The sequence below is a fragment of the Pseudomonas sp. EB271-G4-1 genome, from assembly GCF_058791355.1.
The window spans coordinates 78,439-93,454 of the sequence record NZ_JBYTEO010000026.1 but is presented as its reverse complement, the minus strand read 5'-3'; the positions used below and the strand labels follow the sequence as shown (position 1 = coordinate 93,454).

Annotated in this window: 14 protein-coding genes; 7 read left to right on the top strand and 7 right to left on the bottom strand. The window is 59.0% G+C overall.

Annotated elements, in window-relative coordinates; translation table 11 throughout:
* Positions 1–339 precede the first annotated feature (339 nt).
* The 3 genes from AC3WWR_RS15170 to AC3WWR_RS15160 all read right to left on the bottom strand — a co-directional run bounded on the left by AC3WWR_RS15170 (position 340) and on the right by AC3WWR_RS15160 (position 3,396).
* Positions 340–1,998, bottom strand: a complete 1,659-nt coding sequence (locus AC3WWR_RS15170) for a cation acetate symporter (protein ID WP_492598838.1) — start codon at positions 1,996–1,998, stop codon at positions 340–342.
* Positions 1,995–2,306 carry a DUF485 domain-containing protein gene (locus AC3WWR_RS15165; protein WP_008052644.1) on the bottom strand — a complete coding sequence of 104 codons (312 nt, stop codon included), beginning with the start codon at positions 2,304–2,306 and terminating at the stop codon, positions 1,995–1,997. The genes AC3WWR_RS15170 and AC3WWR_RS15165 overlap by 4 nt, the downstream gene beginning before the upstream one ends.
* Positions 2,307–2,544: 238 nt before the next feature.
* Positions 2,545–3,396: a glycine betaine ABC transporter substrate-binding protein gene (locus AC3WWR_RS15160; RefSeq protein WP_008061176.1), complete on the bottom strand. Its 852-nt coding sequence runs from the start codon at positions 3,394–3,396 to the stop codon at positions 2,545–2,547.
* A gap of 288 nt (positions 3,397–3,684) precedes the next feature.
* On the opposite strand from AC3WWR_RS15160, the gene AC3WWR_RS15155 reads away from it, so the two are divergent.
* The gene (locus tag AC3WWR_RS15155) at positions 3,685–5,280 is read left to right on the top strand and encodes a glycoside hydrolase family 17 protein (protein ID WP_033043602.1); all 1,596 of its coding nucleotides are present in this window, start codon (positions 3,685–3,687) and stop codon (positions 5,278–5,280) included.
* Positions 5,281–5,401: 121 nt separating this feature from the next.
* Here AC3WWR_RS15155 and AC3WWR_RS15150 read toward each other — a convergent pair whose 3' ends face one another.
* Positions 5,402–5,773: a hypothetical protein gene (locus tag AC3WWR_RS15150; protein ID WP_020797018.1), complete on the bottom strand. Its 372-nt coding sequence runs from the start codon at positions 5,771–5,773 to the stop codon at positions 5,402–5,404.
* Between the two features lie 223 nt (positions 5,774–5,996).
* Between AC3WWR_RS15150 and AC3WWR_RS15145 the strand changes: the two genes are divergently transcribed.
* Positions 5,997–7,295 carry a hypothetical protein gene (locus AC3WWR_RS15145; RefSeq protein WP_020797017.1) on the top strand — a complete coding sequence of 433 codons (1,299 nt, stop codon included), beginning with the start codon at positions 5,997–5,999 and terminating at the stop codon, positions 7,293–7,295.
* Positions 7,288–8,076, top strand: a complete 789-nt coding sequence (locus AC3WWR_RS15140; RefSeq protein WP_020797016.1) for an MlaA family lipoprotein — start codon at positions 7,288–7,290, stop codon at positions 8,074–8,076. Before AC3WWR_RS15145 ends, AC3WWR_RS15140 begins: the two co-directional genes overlap by 8 nt.
* A gap of 107 nt (positions 8,077–8,183) precedes the next feature.
* Here the strand turns inward: AC3WWR_RS15140 and AC3WWR_RS15135 are convergent, their stop codons facing one another.
* Positions 8,184–9,098 (bottom strand): DUF808 domain-containing protein, encoded by a 915-nt coding sequence (locus AC3WWR_RS15135; RefSeq protein WP_492598837.1) that lies wholly within the window; start codon positions 9,096–9,098, stop codon positions 8,184–8,186.
* Positions 9,099–9,232: 134 nt separating this feature from the next.
* Between AC3WWR_RS15135 and AC3WWR_RS15130 the strand changes: the two genes are divergently transcribed.
* Positions 9,233–9,838: a TetR/AcrR family transcriptional regulator gene (locus AC3WWR_RS15130; RefSeq protein WP_033043606.1), complete on the top strand. Its 606-nt coding sequence runs from the start codon at positions 9,233–9,235 to the stop codon at positions 9,836–9,838.
* Between the two features lie 104 nt (positions 9,839–9,942).
* Here AC3WWR_RS15130 and AC3WWR_RS15125 read toward each other — a convergent pair whose 3' ends face one another.
* Positions 9,943–10,401: an REP-associated tyrosine transposase gene (locus tag AC3WWR_RS15125; RefSeq protein ID WP_042955326.1), complete on the bottom strand. Its 459-nt coding sequence runs from the start codon at positions 10,399–10,401 to the stop codon at positions 9,943–9,945.
* Positions 10,402–10,582: 181 nt separating this feature from the next.
* Positions 10,583–11,023, bottom strand: a complete 441-nt coding sequence (locus tag AC3WWR_RS15120) for a GlcG/HbpS family heme-binding protein (protein ID WP_033043608.1) — start codon at positions 11,021–11,023, stop codon at positions 10,583–10,585.
* Positions 11,024–11,291: 268 nt separating this feature from the next.
* Here AC3WWR_RS15120 and gcl point away from each other — a divergent pair, with 268 nt between their 5' ends.
* The 3 genes from gcl to AC3WWR_RS15105 all read left to right on the top strand — a co-directional run bounded on the left by gcl (position 11,292) and on the right by AC3WWR_RS15105 (position 15,008).
* Complete coding sequence (gcl, locus tag AC3WWR_RS15115) at positions 11,292–13,067, top strand: glyoxylate carboligase (RefSeq protein WP_020797010.1); 1,776 nt, start codon at positions 11,292–11,294, stop codon at positions 13,065–13,067.
* Positions 13,068–13,200: 133 nt separating this feature from the next.
* Positions 13,201–13,983 carry a hydroxypyruvate isomerase gene (gene hyi / locus AC3WWR_RS15110; protein ID WP_020797009.1) on the top strand — a complete coding sequence of 261 codons (783 nt, stop codon included), beginning with the start codon at positions 13,201–13,203 and terminating at the stop codon, positions 13,981–13,983.
* Between the two features lie 131 nt (positions 13,984–14,114).
* Positions 14,115–15,008: a 2-hydroxy-3-oxopropionate reductase gene (locus AC3WWR_RS15105; RefSeq protein WP_020797007.1), complete on the top strand. Its 894-nt coding sequence runs from the start codon at positions 14,115–14,117 to the stop codon at positions 15,006–15,008.
* The last annotated feature ends 8 nt before the right edge of the window (positions 15,009–15,016 follow it).

The following is a 15,016-nucleotide window of genomic DNA, read 5'->3' as shown; positions in this document are numbered from 1 at the left end:
ATCGCATGTAGGTGCCAGCGAAGCCAACCGGAGGGCGATGCCCCCGGATGGACACCGGAGCGAAGGAACGCCGAGCCTTAGCGAGGGGCCGGACGCTGGGGCGAGCGTTTTTTTGCTTACTTTTTTAGGCGCTTGTAAAAAAGTGAGTCGCCGTAAGGGCGAAACCATAAGTCGCCGTTACCGCAGGAATGGATATGTACCCGGTTAACAAAAGATAGGTCGGCTGTAAGGCCGCCTTCGCAGACAAATCTCACGTCTAAAATGTCCGATAACCGCCCAAAAAAAATACCCCAATTTCTCAATCGGGGCATTTCTATTTAAGCCAACAAACTTGAAGCCTTAGTGCGAAACCGCCCCGCTCGCCCCCAAACCAGTCTGCGAACGAACGAACTGCGGGAAGAACAGCGCCCGCTCGTTGTCAGCCGCCGTCGACTTGTCGGTAATCGAGAAGAACCAGATCCCGATAAAGGCAATGATCATCGAGAACAGTGCAGGGTACTCATACGGGAAGATCGCCTTCTCGTGATGCAGGATCTGCACCCAGATGGTCGGGCCAAGCACCATCAAGCCCACAGCGCTCACCAGACCCATCCAGCCACCAATCATCGCGCCGCGAGTGGTCAGCTTTTTCCAGTACATGGAAAGCAGCAGCACCGGGAAGTTGCAGCTCGCCGCGATAGAGAATGCCAGGCCGACCATGAACGCGATGTTCTGGCTTTCGAAAAGGATGCCGAGGCCGATCGCCAGCACCGCCAGGGCGATGGTGGTGATTTTCGACACGCGGATCTCGTCCTTCTCGTTGGCCTTGCCCTTCTTGATCACGCTGGCGTACAGGTCATGGGACACCGCCGAGGCACCGGCGAGGGTCAGGCCGGCCACCACTGCCAGGATGGTTGCGAACGCTACCGCCGAGATGAAGCCCAGGAAGATACTGCCACCGACCGCATTGGCCAGGTGCACCGCCGCCATGTTGTTACCGCCCAACAGCGCGCCAGCCGCATCCTTGAAGGCCGGGTTGGTGCTGACCAGCAGGATCGCGCCGAAGCCGATGATGAAGGTCAGGATATAGAAGTAGCCGATGAAGCCGGTGGCGTACAACACGCTCTTGCGCGCTTCTTTTGCGTCACTCACGGTGAAGAAGCGCATCAGGATGTGCGGCAGGCCAGCGGTACCGAACATCAGCGCCAACCCCAGGGAGAATGCCGAGATCGGATCTTTCACCAGGCCGCCCGGGCTCATGATCGCTTCACCTTTAGGGTGAACCTTGATCGCCTCGGAGAACAACATGTTGAAGTCGAAGTTGACGTGCTTCATCACCATCAGCGCCATGAAGGAACCGCCGGACAGCAGCAACACAGCCTTGATGATCTGCACCCAGGTGGTCGCCAGCATGCCGCCGAACAGCACGTACATGCACATCAGGATACCGACCAGGATCACCGCAACGTGGTAGTCGAGACCGAACAGCAGCTGGATCAGCTTGCCGGCACCGACCATTTGCGCGATCAGGTAGAACGCCACCACGACCAGTGAACCGCAAGCGGACAGCGAGCGGATCTGGGTTTGCCCCAGGCGATAGGACGCCACGTCGGCAAAGGTGTATTTGCCCAGGTTGCGCAGGCGCTCGGCGATCAGGAACAGAATGATCGGCCAGCCCACCAGGAAGCCGATCGAGTAGATCAGGCCATCGTAGCCGGAGGTAAACACCAGCGCGGAAATACCCAGGAAGGACGCCGCCGACATGTAGTCACCGGCAATCGCCAGGCCGTTCTGGAAGCCGGTGATCTTGCCGCCCGCCGCGTAGTAATCGGAGGCCGACTTGTTTTTCTTGGACGCCCAGTAGGTGATGCACAGGGTCGCGCCAACGAATGCGACGAACATCAGAATCGCCGACACGTTAAGCGGTTGTTTCTGCACGGCGCCGGTCAGGGCGTCAGCCGCCCAGGCGCCCGGTGCGAAGGCTGCGATGCTCAAGAGAGCCATTAGACGCCGGATCATTGCTGAGCCTCCTTGAGAATCGCATTGTTCAAGTCGTCGAATTCGCCATTGGCGCGTCGTACGTAGATCCCGGTCAGGATGAAGGCTGAAACAATCAGCCCGACACCTATCGGTATGCCCCAGGTAATCGATGACTCAGGGCTGATTTTCGCCCCCAGCACCTGCGGCCCGTAAGCAATCAAAAGGATGAATCCGGAGTAAAGCCCTAGCATGATCGCCGAAAGAATCCAGGCGAATCGTTCCCTCTTGCTAACCAGCTCCTTGAATCGCGGGCTGTTTTGAATCGAGAGGTAAATGCTGTCGTTCATTGTTTTTATCCTCGCAGCACAGATTTAGTTGGAACGGTATCCACTCTATGCGGCTGCGGGGCAGGTTCCAGACGACCTTAGTCTTAGAACCACGTGACGTATTCGCCAAAGTCCAGCAAGAATAAATAAATGTGGGAGCGAGCCTGCTCGCGAAAGCGTCAGATCAGTCGACATCTCGGTCAACTGACAGAACGCTTCGCGAGCAGGCTCGCTCCCACAGGGTAAGGCGGTGCAGCTATTACTTGATCCAGTCAGCCACGCGCTCCGGGTGCTTGGCTACCCAATCCTTGGCCGCTGCTTCAGGCTTGGCACCCTCCTGGATCGCCAGCATGACTTCGCCGATTTCATCCTTCGAAGCCCACTGGAAGTTCTTCAGGAACTTGGCCACTTCCGGTGCCTTGGTCGCCAGCTCTTTGCTGCCGATGCTGTTCACGGTTTCAGCCGCGCCGTACACGCCTTTCGGGTCTTCCAGGAAACGCAGTTTCCACTTGGCGAACATCCAGTGTGGCACCCAGCCGGTCACGGCGATGGATTCGTTTTTCTTCTCGGCACGGGTCAGCTCGGCAATCATGCCGGCGCCGGAACTGGCCTTGAGTTGATAACCGGTCAGGTCGTAGTCCTTGATCGCCTGCTCGGTCTTGAGCATCACGCCTGAACCGGCGTCGATGCCAACGATGCGTTTTTTGAAGCTGTCATCGGTCTTCAGGTCTTCAAGCGACTTGGCCTTGACGTACTCCGGTACGATCAAGCCGATCTTGGCGTCCTTGAAGTTCGGACCGTAGTCGACGACCTGGTCCTTGTTCTTGGCCCAGTAATCGCCGTGGGTCACTGGCAGCCAGGCCGACAGCATGGCGTCGAGTTTGCCGGTGGCCACGCCCTGCCACATGATCCCGGTGGCGACGGCTTGCAGCTTCACGTCGTAATTCAGCTTCTGCTTGATCACCTCAGCGGCCACGTGAGTGGTAGCAACGCTGTCGGACCAGCCGTCAACGTAACCGATGCTCAGGGTCTTGTTTTCGGCATTGGCGAATGTGGAGCCCATCGCAAGCACCAGAGCGGCACCTGCGCCTAAAAGTCGTCGCATCTTCATCGTTACTTCCCCGAAAGTGCTGCGCTCGACGGATGCCGAGTCGCGTCAACGTATAGTTATAGTGCACAGCGCCCCCATCACGCCCCACCGCAAACTCGTTCGATCATCAGTGGAGTACTGACAGTTGCGATCATCAACCTGACGCTATCAGCGACCTGCTCTGCCAGCGACCTCAAGGCAGCGAGAAACGACATCAGAACGCCATTAATCCCGCGCCAGACAACCGCTCCGGGCAATCCGCCCGAACTTTGCATGTCAAAATCATGCAGGCCACCAAGCGGGAGATAAATGCAGGTAACATGCGCCGCTTTGCTCCCACACGGCCTGACCATGTCCGCGACATCCCGTTTTCCTTTTTTTGCGTATTTATTTGCTTGCCTGCTGGGGCTGTTTGCTCTCGGCGGCTTCTGGTATGGCCTGGGCAAACCGGTGATCCTGCCGGACGTCGCCAGTGCCACGCACAAGCTGCAATGCGCTTCCTACACTCCTTTCGACAAGGACCAGTCGCCGTTCGACGTGCCATTCAACCTGCGTCCCGAGCGCATGGATGCGGACCTCGCGCTGCTGGCAACTCGCTTCGAATGCATACGCACGTACTCGATGACGGGGCTCGAGGCGCTACCCGATCTGGCGCGCAAGCATGGGTTGAAAATGATGATCGGCGCCTGGGTCAACAGCAGCCCGGTGGACACCGCCAAGGAAGTAGAGCTGCTGATCGCCGAAGCCAATGCCAACCCGGACGTGGTGACGGCGGTCATCGTCGGCAACGAGGCACTGCTGCGCAAGGAAGTCACCAGCACACAGCTTGTGAAACTGATTGAGCGGGTCAAAAGCCAGGTCAAACAGCCCGTCACCTATGCGGACGTTTGGGAGTTCTGGCAAAAGCACCCGGAAATCGCTCCGGCGGTGGACTTCGTGACTATCCATTTGCTGCCGTACTGGGCTGATTACCCTTGGGACGTCGAGGTCTCGCTGTCGCAACTCGCCATGATTCGCGAATCGTTCGCCAGCATGTTTGCCCCCAAGGATGTGTTCATAGGCGAGACCGGCTGGCCGAGTGAAGGCCGTCAACGCAGGATTGCCCTGCCAAGCCGGGTCGACGAAGCCAGGTTCATTCGTGGTTTTGTCGCCATGGCCGAGCAACATGGTTGGCACTACAACCTCATCGAAGCCTTCGACCAGCCGTGGAAACGTGCCAGCGAGGGCGCGGTCGGCGGTTACTGGGGACTGTTCGATGCCGATCGCCAGGACAAGGGCGTGCTCGCAGGACCGGTGACCAATGTGCCGTACTGGTCGCAGTGGCTGGTGGTGGGTGGGTTCATCTTCCTTGGCACACTGCTTCTCGGTGGACGCGTGCGCAGCACTCGCGCTGCACTGGTCCTGCCACTGCTGGGGGCGCTGGCTGCTTGCTCGATTGGCGCCTGGGGCGACCTGGCACGGGTCACCACGCGTTTTGCCAGTGAGTGGCTATGGGTTGCTTTGCTGACCGCGTTGAATGTGCTGGTGCTGGCCCATGCCGCGCTAACCTTGAGTCCCCGCACCGGTTGGCGCGGATGGGCATTCAATGCGCTGGAACGTCGGGCTGGCTGGATACTGGCAGTGGCAGGATTTGCCGCGGCGGTAACGATGCTTGAACTGGTATTTGATCCGCGCTATCGCAGTTTCCCCAGCGTTGCGTTCATCGTGCCGGCACTGGTTTATCTATGCCGCCCGGTCAGTGTGCCGCGTCGGGAGATCGCCCTGTTGACCTTCATCATTGGCGCCGGTATTGCACCTCAGCTTTATCAGGAAGGTTTGCACAACCAGCAGGCCTGGGGTTGGGCGCTGGTGAGTGGATTGATGGTGGCGGCGTTGTGGCGCAGCTTGCGGGTTCGCAAGGGCTGATTTGGCGCTGCATCCGGCCTCTTCGCGAGCAGGCTCGCTCCCACATTGTGATCATCGCAGTACACAAAATCTGTGTTCATTGAAAATCTACTGTGGGAGCGAGCCTGCTCGCGAAAGCTCACTATCGCGTGCTACGGGAGGCCCTGACCAACCGCAACCCCGCAATCACCACCGCAAACACCGCCATCGTCGTGTTGTACAACGCCAATGCGGGAAACCCGAACACCAGCGCCAGCACCGCCAACCACCACCCTGCCCGCCCTGGCAGCACAAAGCCGATCACGGCGGCAGCCAACGCGCCCCAGCCCAATACCTGGAAGTGAATCATCAGCCCCAGGTTCGAACGCACCTGGCATTCCCAACGGCTTGCCTCATCCACGCAAATACCGACCCACTGCGCATCTTCCATGAAGCCGTAGCGCGCGCCATAACTGGCGATCAGCCAGAGGGGCAGCAGGACAAGCAGCACAATCACGGGCAAACGGCGGGACATGGGGCACTCCAATACGCGAAAACGGCGGCCAGCTTAATCCCCCGGCAGCCCGACGCAAGCAATAACAACTGATAACTGGTCATTCAATCACTGCAAAGTGTATCGTCGCGCTACTATTACTCGGAATTAAGGCCTGTTTGGTGCCGATGCGTGGCACTTTGGCGCGGATCCAGTGGTCATAGCCTGCGAACTTCATTCGGCACCTTCTCTAAGGGATCTAGTCATGCTCCGTTCCTTGCGCTTCGCCGCCCTGTTTGGCGGCCTTATTTTGAGTGCGTCCGCACTGGCGGTCGATATCGACGCTGCCAGTTATGGCTATCCCTTGACCAACCCGTTCGAGGCAACGATTGCCACGACGCCGCCGGATTTGCGCCCCGAGCTGCCGCTGGACGACGACATCGATCAGGCGGATCGCAGCGTCACCTTGCGCCCGGAACGCGCATTCGAACTGCCTGACAACTTCTGGCCAGTGAAGAAGCTCACCTATCGCATTGCCACCCAGGATAAAGCCGCGCCGTTGATTTTCCTGATCGCCGGCACGGGCGCGCGCTATGACAGCAGCCTTAACGAATACCTGAAAAAGCTCTATTACAAGGCCGGGTACCACGTGGTGCAATTGTCGTCGCCCACCAGCTTCGACTTCATGAGCGCCGCCTCACGCTTTGCCACGCCCGGTATCACCAAGGACGACGCCGAAGACATGTATCGCGTGATGCAAGCGGTGCGAGCGCAAAACCCTAAACTGCCGGTCACCGATTACTACCTGACCGGCTACAGCCTGGGCGCGCTGGATGCGGCATTCGTTGCGCACCTGGACGAAACCCGCCGCAGCTTCAACTTCAAGAAAGTGCTTCTGCTTAATCCTCCGGTCAATCTCTACACCTCGATCACCAACCTGGACCGGCTGGTCCAGACCGAGGTCAAGGGCATCACCAACACCACAACGTTCTATGAGCTGGTGCTGAACAAACTGACCCGTTACTTCCAGCAGAAGGGCTACATCGATCTCAACGACGCGCTGCTCTACGACTTCCAGCAGTCCAAGCAGCACCTGAGCAACGAACAGATGGCCATGCTCATCGGCACCTCGTTCCGCTTTTCAGCCGCCGATATCGCCTTTACGTCGGACCTGATCAACCGTCGTGGCCTGATCACTCCACCCAAGACGCCCATCACCGAAGGCACCAGCCTCTCGCCGTACTTCAAGCGAGCACTGCAGTGCGACTTCGACTGCTACATCACCGAACAGGTCATCCCGATGTGGCGCGCCCGCACCGACGGCGGCAGCCTGCTGCAATTGATCGACCAGGTGAGCTTGTATGCACTGAAGGACTACCTGCATGACAGCCCGAAAATCGCCGTGATGCACAATGCCGACGATGTGATTCTCGGCCCTGGAGACCTGGGTTTCCTGCGCAAGACATTTGGCGATCGCCTGACCGTTTACCCGCTGGGAGGCCATTGCGGCAACCTTAACTATCGCGTCAACAGCGACGCCATGCTGGAGTTCTTCCGTGGCTAAATACCTCCTGCTTATCGCCGCGTTACTCAGTGCAGGCATTGCCCATGCAGATAACAGCAAAGCTAACGCCCCTGTCGTCATCGACAGCGACGGCTTCAAGGAACCCCTGAGCAAACTCAAGTTCAACCCGGGCCTGGACCAGCGCGAATTCGAACGCTCGACGCTCGGCGCCCTGAATGTCTACGACCCGCTGGAGCAGTGGAACCGCCGTGTCTACCACTTCAACTACCGGTTCGATCAGTGGGTGTTCCTGCCAGTGGTCGACGGCTATCGCTATATCACGCCGAGCTTCTTGCGCACTGGCGTCAGCAATTTCTTCAACAACCTCGGCGACGTACCGAACCTGCTGAACAGCCTGTTGCAGTTCAAGGGCCAGCGTTCGATGGAGATCACCGGTCGACTGCTGCTCAACACCACCATCGGCATCGCCGGCTTGTGGGACCCGGCCACCTCCATGGGCCTGCCGCGCCAGAACGAAGACTTCGGCCAGACCCTGGGCTTCTATGGTGTACCGGGCGGCGCCTATTTCGTACTGCCGATCCTGGGACCGTCCAATCTGCGTGACACGGGCGGGCTGGCAGTCGACTTCAGCGCCGAGAATGCAATCAACTTCCTCAATGTGTCCGAGGTCAGCTCCACCCATCCAGAAGTCTGGATCCTGCGCGGCATCGACAAACGCAACCAGACCAGCTTCCGTTATGGCCAACTGAACTCGCCGTTCGAGTATGAGAAGGTGCGCTACGTGTACACCGAGTCGCGCAAGTTGCAGATCGCCGAGTAATACCATCGGCCACAAACACCCTGTAGGAGCTGGCGTGCCAGCGATAGCGCTCGAAAGGTCTACACAAGACTCAAGGGCCAATCGCCAGCAAGCCGGCTCCTACGGGTTTAACCTTTGACTGCTCGCCAGATTTTGCTGACGGCCAGAACCCCCACCAACACCACCGCCCCCGCCACAATCCCCGCCACCCCATTGAGCAGCGTCGGTACGATAAACCCGGCACCGCCCGCCCCCGCACTGACACTTTCGATCCAGTGATGCACCACCGGAACACCGTGGGTGAGGATGCCGCCACCGACCAGGAACATGGCCGCCGTACCGATCACCGACAGGCTTTTCATCATGTACGGCGCCGCGCGCAGGATGCCCTTGCCGATGCTTTTGGCCATCTGCCCAGGCTTCTGGGTCAGCCACAGGCCCAGGTCATCGAGCTTGACGATGCCGGCCACCAGCCCGTAGACGCCGATAGTCATGACGATGGCGATGCCCGAGAGCACGACGACTTGTTGGGTCAGCGCCGAGTCGGCCACGACGCCGAGGGTGATGGCGATGATTTCCGCCGAAAGGATGAAGTCGGTGCGGATCGCGCCCTTGATCTTGTCCTTTTCGAACGCCACCAGATCGACCGCCGGGTCCGCCACTGCCTCGACCAGTTCGGCATGTTCGGCCTGGTCTTCAGCCTTGCTGTGGAGGAATTTATGGGCGAGCTTTTCGAACCCCTCGAAACACAGGTAAGCGCCACCCAACATCAGTAATGGCGTGACCAGCCATGGGATGAACGCGCTGATGGCCAGTGCCGATGGCACCAGGATCAGCTTGTTGATAAATGAGCCCTTGGCGACCGCCCAGACCACCGGGATTTCCCGATCGGCCCGCACGCCGCTGACCTGCTGGGCATTGAGCGCCAGATCATCGCCCAGCACCCCGGCGGTCTTCTTGGCGGCCATTTTGGTCATCAACGCCACATCGTCCAGTACGGCTGCGATGTCGTCGATCAGCACGAGCAAACTGCTTCCTGCCATGAATCGGCTTTCCTTCTTGAATGAATGCCGTGCAGCATAGCGCGGCCTGACGCCGCACGGAGCATTCTTGAGCCTCGCCGAAGGCCGGTGCTACCATGCGCCACCGCCAGTACAGGCAAGGAACCCCCTGGTTTATGAGCACCATCCGCGAGCGCAACAAACAACTGATCCTGCGTGCCGCCAGCGAAGAATTTGCCGACAAGGGCTTCGCTGCGACCAAAACCAGTGACATCGCAGCCAAGGCGGGATTGCCCAAGCCCAACGTCTACTACTACTTCAAATCCAAGGAAAACCTCTATCGCGAGGTCCTGGAAAGCATCATCGAACCGATTCTGCAGGCCTCGACACCGTTCAATCCCGACGGTGTGCCAAGTGAAGTGCTGAGCGGCTATATCCGCTCGAAAATCCGCATCTCTCGCGACCTGCCCTTTGCCTCCAAGGTGTTCGCCAGCGAAATCATGCATGGCGCGCCGCACCTGAGTTCCGACCTGGTCGAACAGCTCAACGGCCAGGCCAAGCACAACATCGACTGCATCCAGACCTGGATCGATCGTGGCCAGATTGCGCCAATCGACCCCAATCACCTGATGTTCAGCATCTGGGCCGCGACCCAGACCTACGCCGACTTCGACTGGCAGATCACTGCTATCACCGGCAAGGCCAAGCTGGATGAAGAGGATTATGAAGCGGCTGCGCAGACGATTATCCGGCTGGTGCTCAAGGGGTGTGAGCCGGACTGATATACCGCGGCGCGACCATTCGCGAGCAAGCTCCCACACAGAGGACTCCCCCCAATCCATTGTGGGAGCGAGCCTGCTCGCGAAAAAGGCAACTCGGTTCCAGTTCAAACCCAAATCGCATCCCACAGCGGATAGTCGCCAAGCCGCTCGACTAGCCCTGCCCTTAGCGGGTTGGCCACAATGTACCGAGCCATTTTTACCAAGTCTTCATCACGGCGCAGTGCTCGGTCATGAAAGCCTTTTTGCCACAGACTGATCTGACGACCAGTGCACAGATTGATCGCCTTGGTGCTTAAGGATTTGGTCCTTTGCATCAGCTCACTCAACGACCCCCGCCGCAGATCAATTAGCCAGTGAAAATGATCCGGCATGACTACCCATGCTAGAGAGTCCACCAGCCCTGAATTTTGTGCTTGGCGAAAATGATGAACAACCAACCTGCCCAAAGTGAAATCGGCAAAAATCGGTTCTCGATCATGTGTGTTACTAGTGAGGAGATAGATTCGATTGGGCTCGGCATAACGCCCGGTTCTCAAGCGATGCGAAGCAGCTAAATCAGGCATTCCTTTGCCTCTCTCATGATGGAATCATGAAAAGCCTAGCCTTGGAAATGCCATATCGTCTTGCAGACTTTTAGCTTGATGTGTCTGGAAAAATGCCTTCGCGAGCAGGCTCGCTCCCACAGTGGATTTACTGTGCAAGTAAATATCCTGCTCGCGAAAGCGGTCGATCAATCATCAAATATCAAGCAGCCACCCCAGCATCCGCCCTCAACCCCAGCGCCTCGATCGCATTGATCGCACACTGCTCATCAACATCCGATAGATCCCCGCTGATCCCCACCGCCCCCATCACATTCCCATCCTGATCGCGGATCAGCACACCGCCCGGTGCCGGCACCACGCTGCCCTGCCCCAGGCTATTCAATGCCGCGATGAAGGCCGGGCGCTGCTGGGCGTCCAGCGCCAGCAGGCGTGAGCCTTTGCCCAGGGCGATGGCGCCCCAGGCCTTGCCGATGGCGACTTGCGGGCGCAGCAGGCTGGCGCCGTCTTCGCGCTGCAAGGCGACCAGGTGCCCGCCGGCATCCAGTACCGCGATGGCCAGGGGCGCGGCGGAGATTGCCCGTGCGGCGGTGATGGCCTCGTTGACCAGGTTGACTGCGACTTTCAAGGTTAAAGCGCTCATGGTGCCGTCCTCATTTTGTTTTTAGGAAAGCCGGTAGCCTGCTTCGTTGTGCCGCAGGCAGATGCAACAAATAGAACACAATGGATTATTTTTTTGTATACAATAATTCTCTAAAAGCGCCGCATGCGACGAAAAGCCACAGTAGAACGGGCTTCCGACGAATGAAACGAGCGCTTGAGAAAATGGATTGACCTGCGCCGTCCGCCGTGAATACACTCTGCGCAAAGCCACTTGTATACAATTACAAAACGTAAAGAGGCACAAAACCATGAGCAAAATGAGAGCAATCGAAGCCGCCGTTCTGGTGATGCGCCGTGAAGGGGTTGATACCGCTTTTGGCATCCCCGGTGCCGCCATCAACCCGCTGTACTCCGCCCTGCAAAAGGTCGGCGGCATCGATCACGTACTCGCTCGCCACGTTGAAGGCGCCTCGCACATGGCCGAGGGCTACACCCGCACCAAGGCCGGCAACATCGGCGTGTGCATTGGCACTTCGGGACCGGCCGGTACCGACATGGTCACTGGGCTCTACAGCGCCTCGGCCGACTCGATTCCAATCCTCTGCATTACCGGCCAGGCACCCCGCGCCCGTATGCACAAGGAAGATTTCCAGGCTGTCGATATCACCAGCATCGTCAAGCCAGTGACCAAGTGGGCAACCACTGTTCTGGAGCCGGGCCAGGTGCCTTATGCGTTCCAGAAAGCTTTCTATGAAATGCGCTCGGGTCGTCCAGGCCCAGTGCTGATCGACCTGCCGTTCGATGTACAGATGGCCGAAATCGAATTCGACATCGATGCCTACCAGCCACTGCCACTGGCCAAGCCGAGCGCTACCCGCGTTCAGGTGGAAAAAGCCCTGGCGCTGCTGGACCAGGCCGAGCGCCCATTGCTGGTGGCCGGTGGTGGCATCATCAATGCCGACGCCAGCGACCTGCTGGTGGAGTTTGCCGAACTGACCGGCATCCCGGTCATCCCGACCCTGATGGGCTGGGGCACCATCCCGGACGATCACCCGTTGATGGTGGGCATGGTCGGCCTGCAGACTTCGCACCGCTACGGCAACGCGACCCTGCTGAAATCGGACGTGGTACTGGGCATCGGTAACCGTTGGGCCAACCGCCACACCGGTTCGGTCGACGTCTACACCGAAGGCCGCAAGTTCATTCACGTCGACATCGAAGGCACGCAGATCGGCCGCGTTTTCACCCCGGACCTGGGCATCGTCTCCGACGCCGCCTCCGCGCTGACCGTGTTCATCGAAGTCGCTCGCGAGTGGCAAGCTGCCGGCAAGCTGAAAAACCGCAGCGCCTGGCTGCAAGACTGCCAGCAGCGTAAAGCCAGCCTGCAGCGCAAGACCCACTTCGACAACGTTCCGGTCAAGCCGCAACGCGTTTATGAAGAGATGAACCAGGTTTTCGGCAAGGACACCTGCTACGTCAGCACCATCGGTCTGTCGCAGATTGCCGGCGCGCAGTTCCTGCACGTCTACAAGCCGCGCCACTGGATCAACTGCGGTCAGGCAGGCCCACTGGGCTGGACCATTCCTGCTGCGCTGGGCGTGGTCAAGGCTGACCCGAACCGCAAAGTCGTGGCCCTGTCGGGGGACTATGACTTCCAGTTCATGATCGAAGAACTGGCGGTGGGTGCGCAGTTCAAGCTGCCGTACATTCATGTGGTGGTGAACAACTCGTACCTGGGCCTGATCCGTCAGGCGCAGCGCGGGTTCGAGATGGACTACTGCGTGCAGCTGTCCTTCGACAACCTGAACGCTCCGGAACTCAACGGTTATGGCGTCGATCACGTCGCGGTAGCCGAAGGCTTGGGCTGCAAGGCGCTGCGTGTGTTCGAACCGGCTGACATCGCCCCTGCCCTGCGCAAGGCCGAACAGATGATCGAAGAGTTCAAGGTTCCGGTGATCGTCGAGATCATCCTGGAGCGCGTGACCAATATTTCCATGGGCACCGAGATCAACGCCGTCAACGAATTCGAAGACCTGGCGCTGGTTGGCAACGACGCCCCAACGGCGATTTCGTTGCTCGATTGATCGTTCCCCTTGTGGGAGCGAGCCTGCTCGCGAAGGCGGCTTCAAATCCAGCAACAATGTTGGCTGGCACACTGCTTTCGCGAGCAGGCTCGCTCCCACAGGGGCCGCCCTCACATATTTACGGGAGACCACCATGCCGCGTTTCGCAGCCAACCTGTCCATGCTGTTCACCGAACAGGACTTTCTTGCCCGTTTCGAAGCGGCCGCCAAGGCCGGTTTCAGTGGTGTCGAGTACCTGTTCCCGTACGACTTCAGCTCTGCCGAAATCAAGGCCAAGCTCGATGCCAACGGTCTGACTCAAGTGCTGTTCAACCTGCCGGCCGGCGACTGGGCCAAGGGCGAGCGTGGTATCGCCTGCCTGCCGGATCGAGTTGAAGAGTTCCGCGCCGGTGTCGACCTGGCGATCGCCTACGCACAAGTGCTGGGCAACACCCAAATCAACTGCCTGGCCGGCATCCGCCCACAAGGCGTTGACGATGCCACCGTGGAAAAAACCTTCGTCGCCAACCTCAAGTACGCGGCCGAGAAGCTGCAGGCAGCCGGTATCAAGCTGGTGATGGAAGCGATCAACACCCGCGACATCCCGGGCTTCTACTTGAACAACACGGCGCAAGCCCTGTCGATTCGCGAACAGGTCGGCAGCGCCAACCTGTTCCTGCAATACGACATCTATCACATGCAAATCATGGAGGGCGACCTGGCCCGCACCCTGCAATCGCACCTGGGCGAAATCAACCATGTGCAGTTGGCGGACAACCCGGGGCGCAACGAACCGGGAACTGGTGAAATCAACTACCGCTTCCTGTTCGAACACCTGGACCGCATTGGGTATCAGGGTTGGGTCGGTTGCGAATACAAGCCGCTGACGACCACCGAAGCGGGTTTGGGCTGGCTCAAGACCCATAACGCGATTTAATTGAACATGACATTCCTGTAGGAGCTGCCGAAGGCTGCGATCTTTTGACTTTGTTTTTCAAGATCAAGATCAAAAGATCGCAGCCTTCGGCAGCTCCTACAGGGTGACAAACAAAAAGAGAGGATTTTCTCATGGCTAAAATCGGATTCATCGGCACCGGCATCATGGGCCACCCAATGGCGGCGAACCTGCAAAAAGCCGGTCACAGCCTGTTCCTGTCGGCGCACCACGACGCCGCCCCCGCTGACCTGGTTGCCGCTGGCGCCGTCGCCCTGGCGAACCCGAAAGAAGTCGCCCAGGAAGCCGAATTCATCATCGTGATGGTCCCGGATACCCCACAGGTCGATGACGTGCTGTTCCGTGCCGACGGCGTTGCCGCCGGTCTTGGCAAAGGCAAGGTGGTGATCGACATGAGCTCGATCTCGCCGACCGCCACCAAGGCATTTGCGGCCAGGATCAACGAAAAAGGCGCCCAGTACCTCGACGCGCCAGTGTCCGGCGGTGAAGTCGGTGCCAAGGCGGCGACCCTGAGCATCATGGTCGGCGGCGATGCCGATGCCTTCGAACGCGCGCTGCCGCTGTTCCAGGCCATGGGCAAGAACATCACCCTGGTGGGTGGCAACGGTGACGGTCAAACCGCCAAGGTGGCGAACCAGATCATCGTCGCCCTGAACATCCAGGCCGTGGCCGAAGCCCTGCTGTTCGCTGCCAAGAACGGTGCCGATCCAGCCAAGGTGCGTGAAGCACTGATGGGCGGTTTCGCCTCGTCGAAGATCCTCGAAGTACACGGCGAGCGCATGATCAAGGGCACCTTCGATCCAGGCTTCCGCATCAGCCTGCACCAGAAGGACCTGAACCTGGCGCTGCAAGGGGCCAAGGAGCTGAACATCAACCTGCCGAACACCGCCAACGCCCAGCAAGTGTTCAGCACCTGCGCGGCCATCGGTGGCAGCAACTGGGACCACTCGGCACTGATCAAGGGCCTGGAACACATGGCAAATTTCTCGATTCGCGACAAGAACTAAGCCCTTCA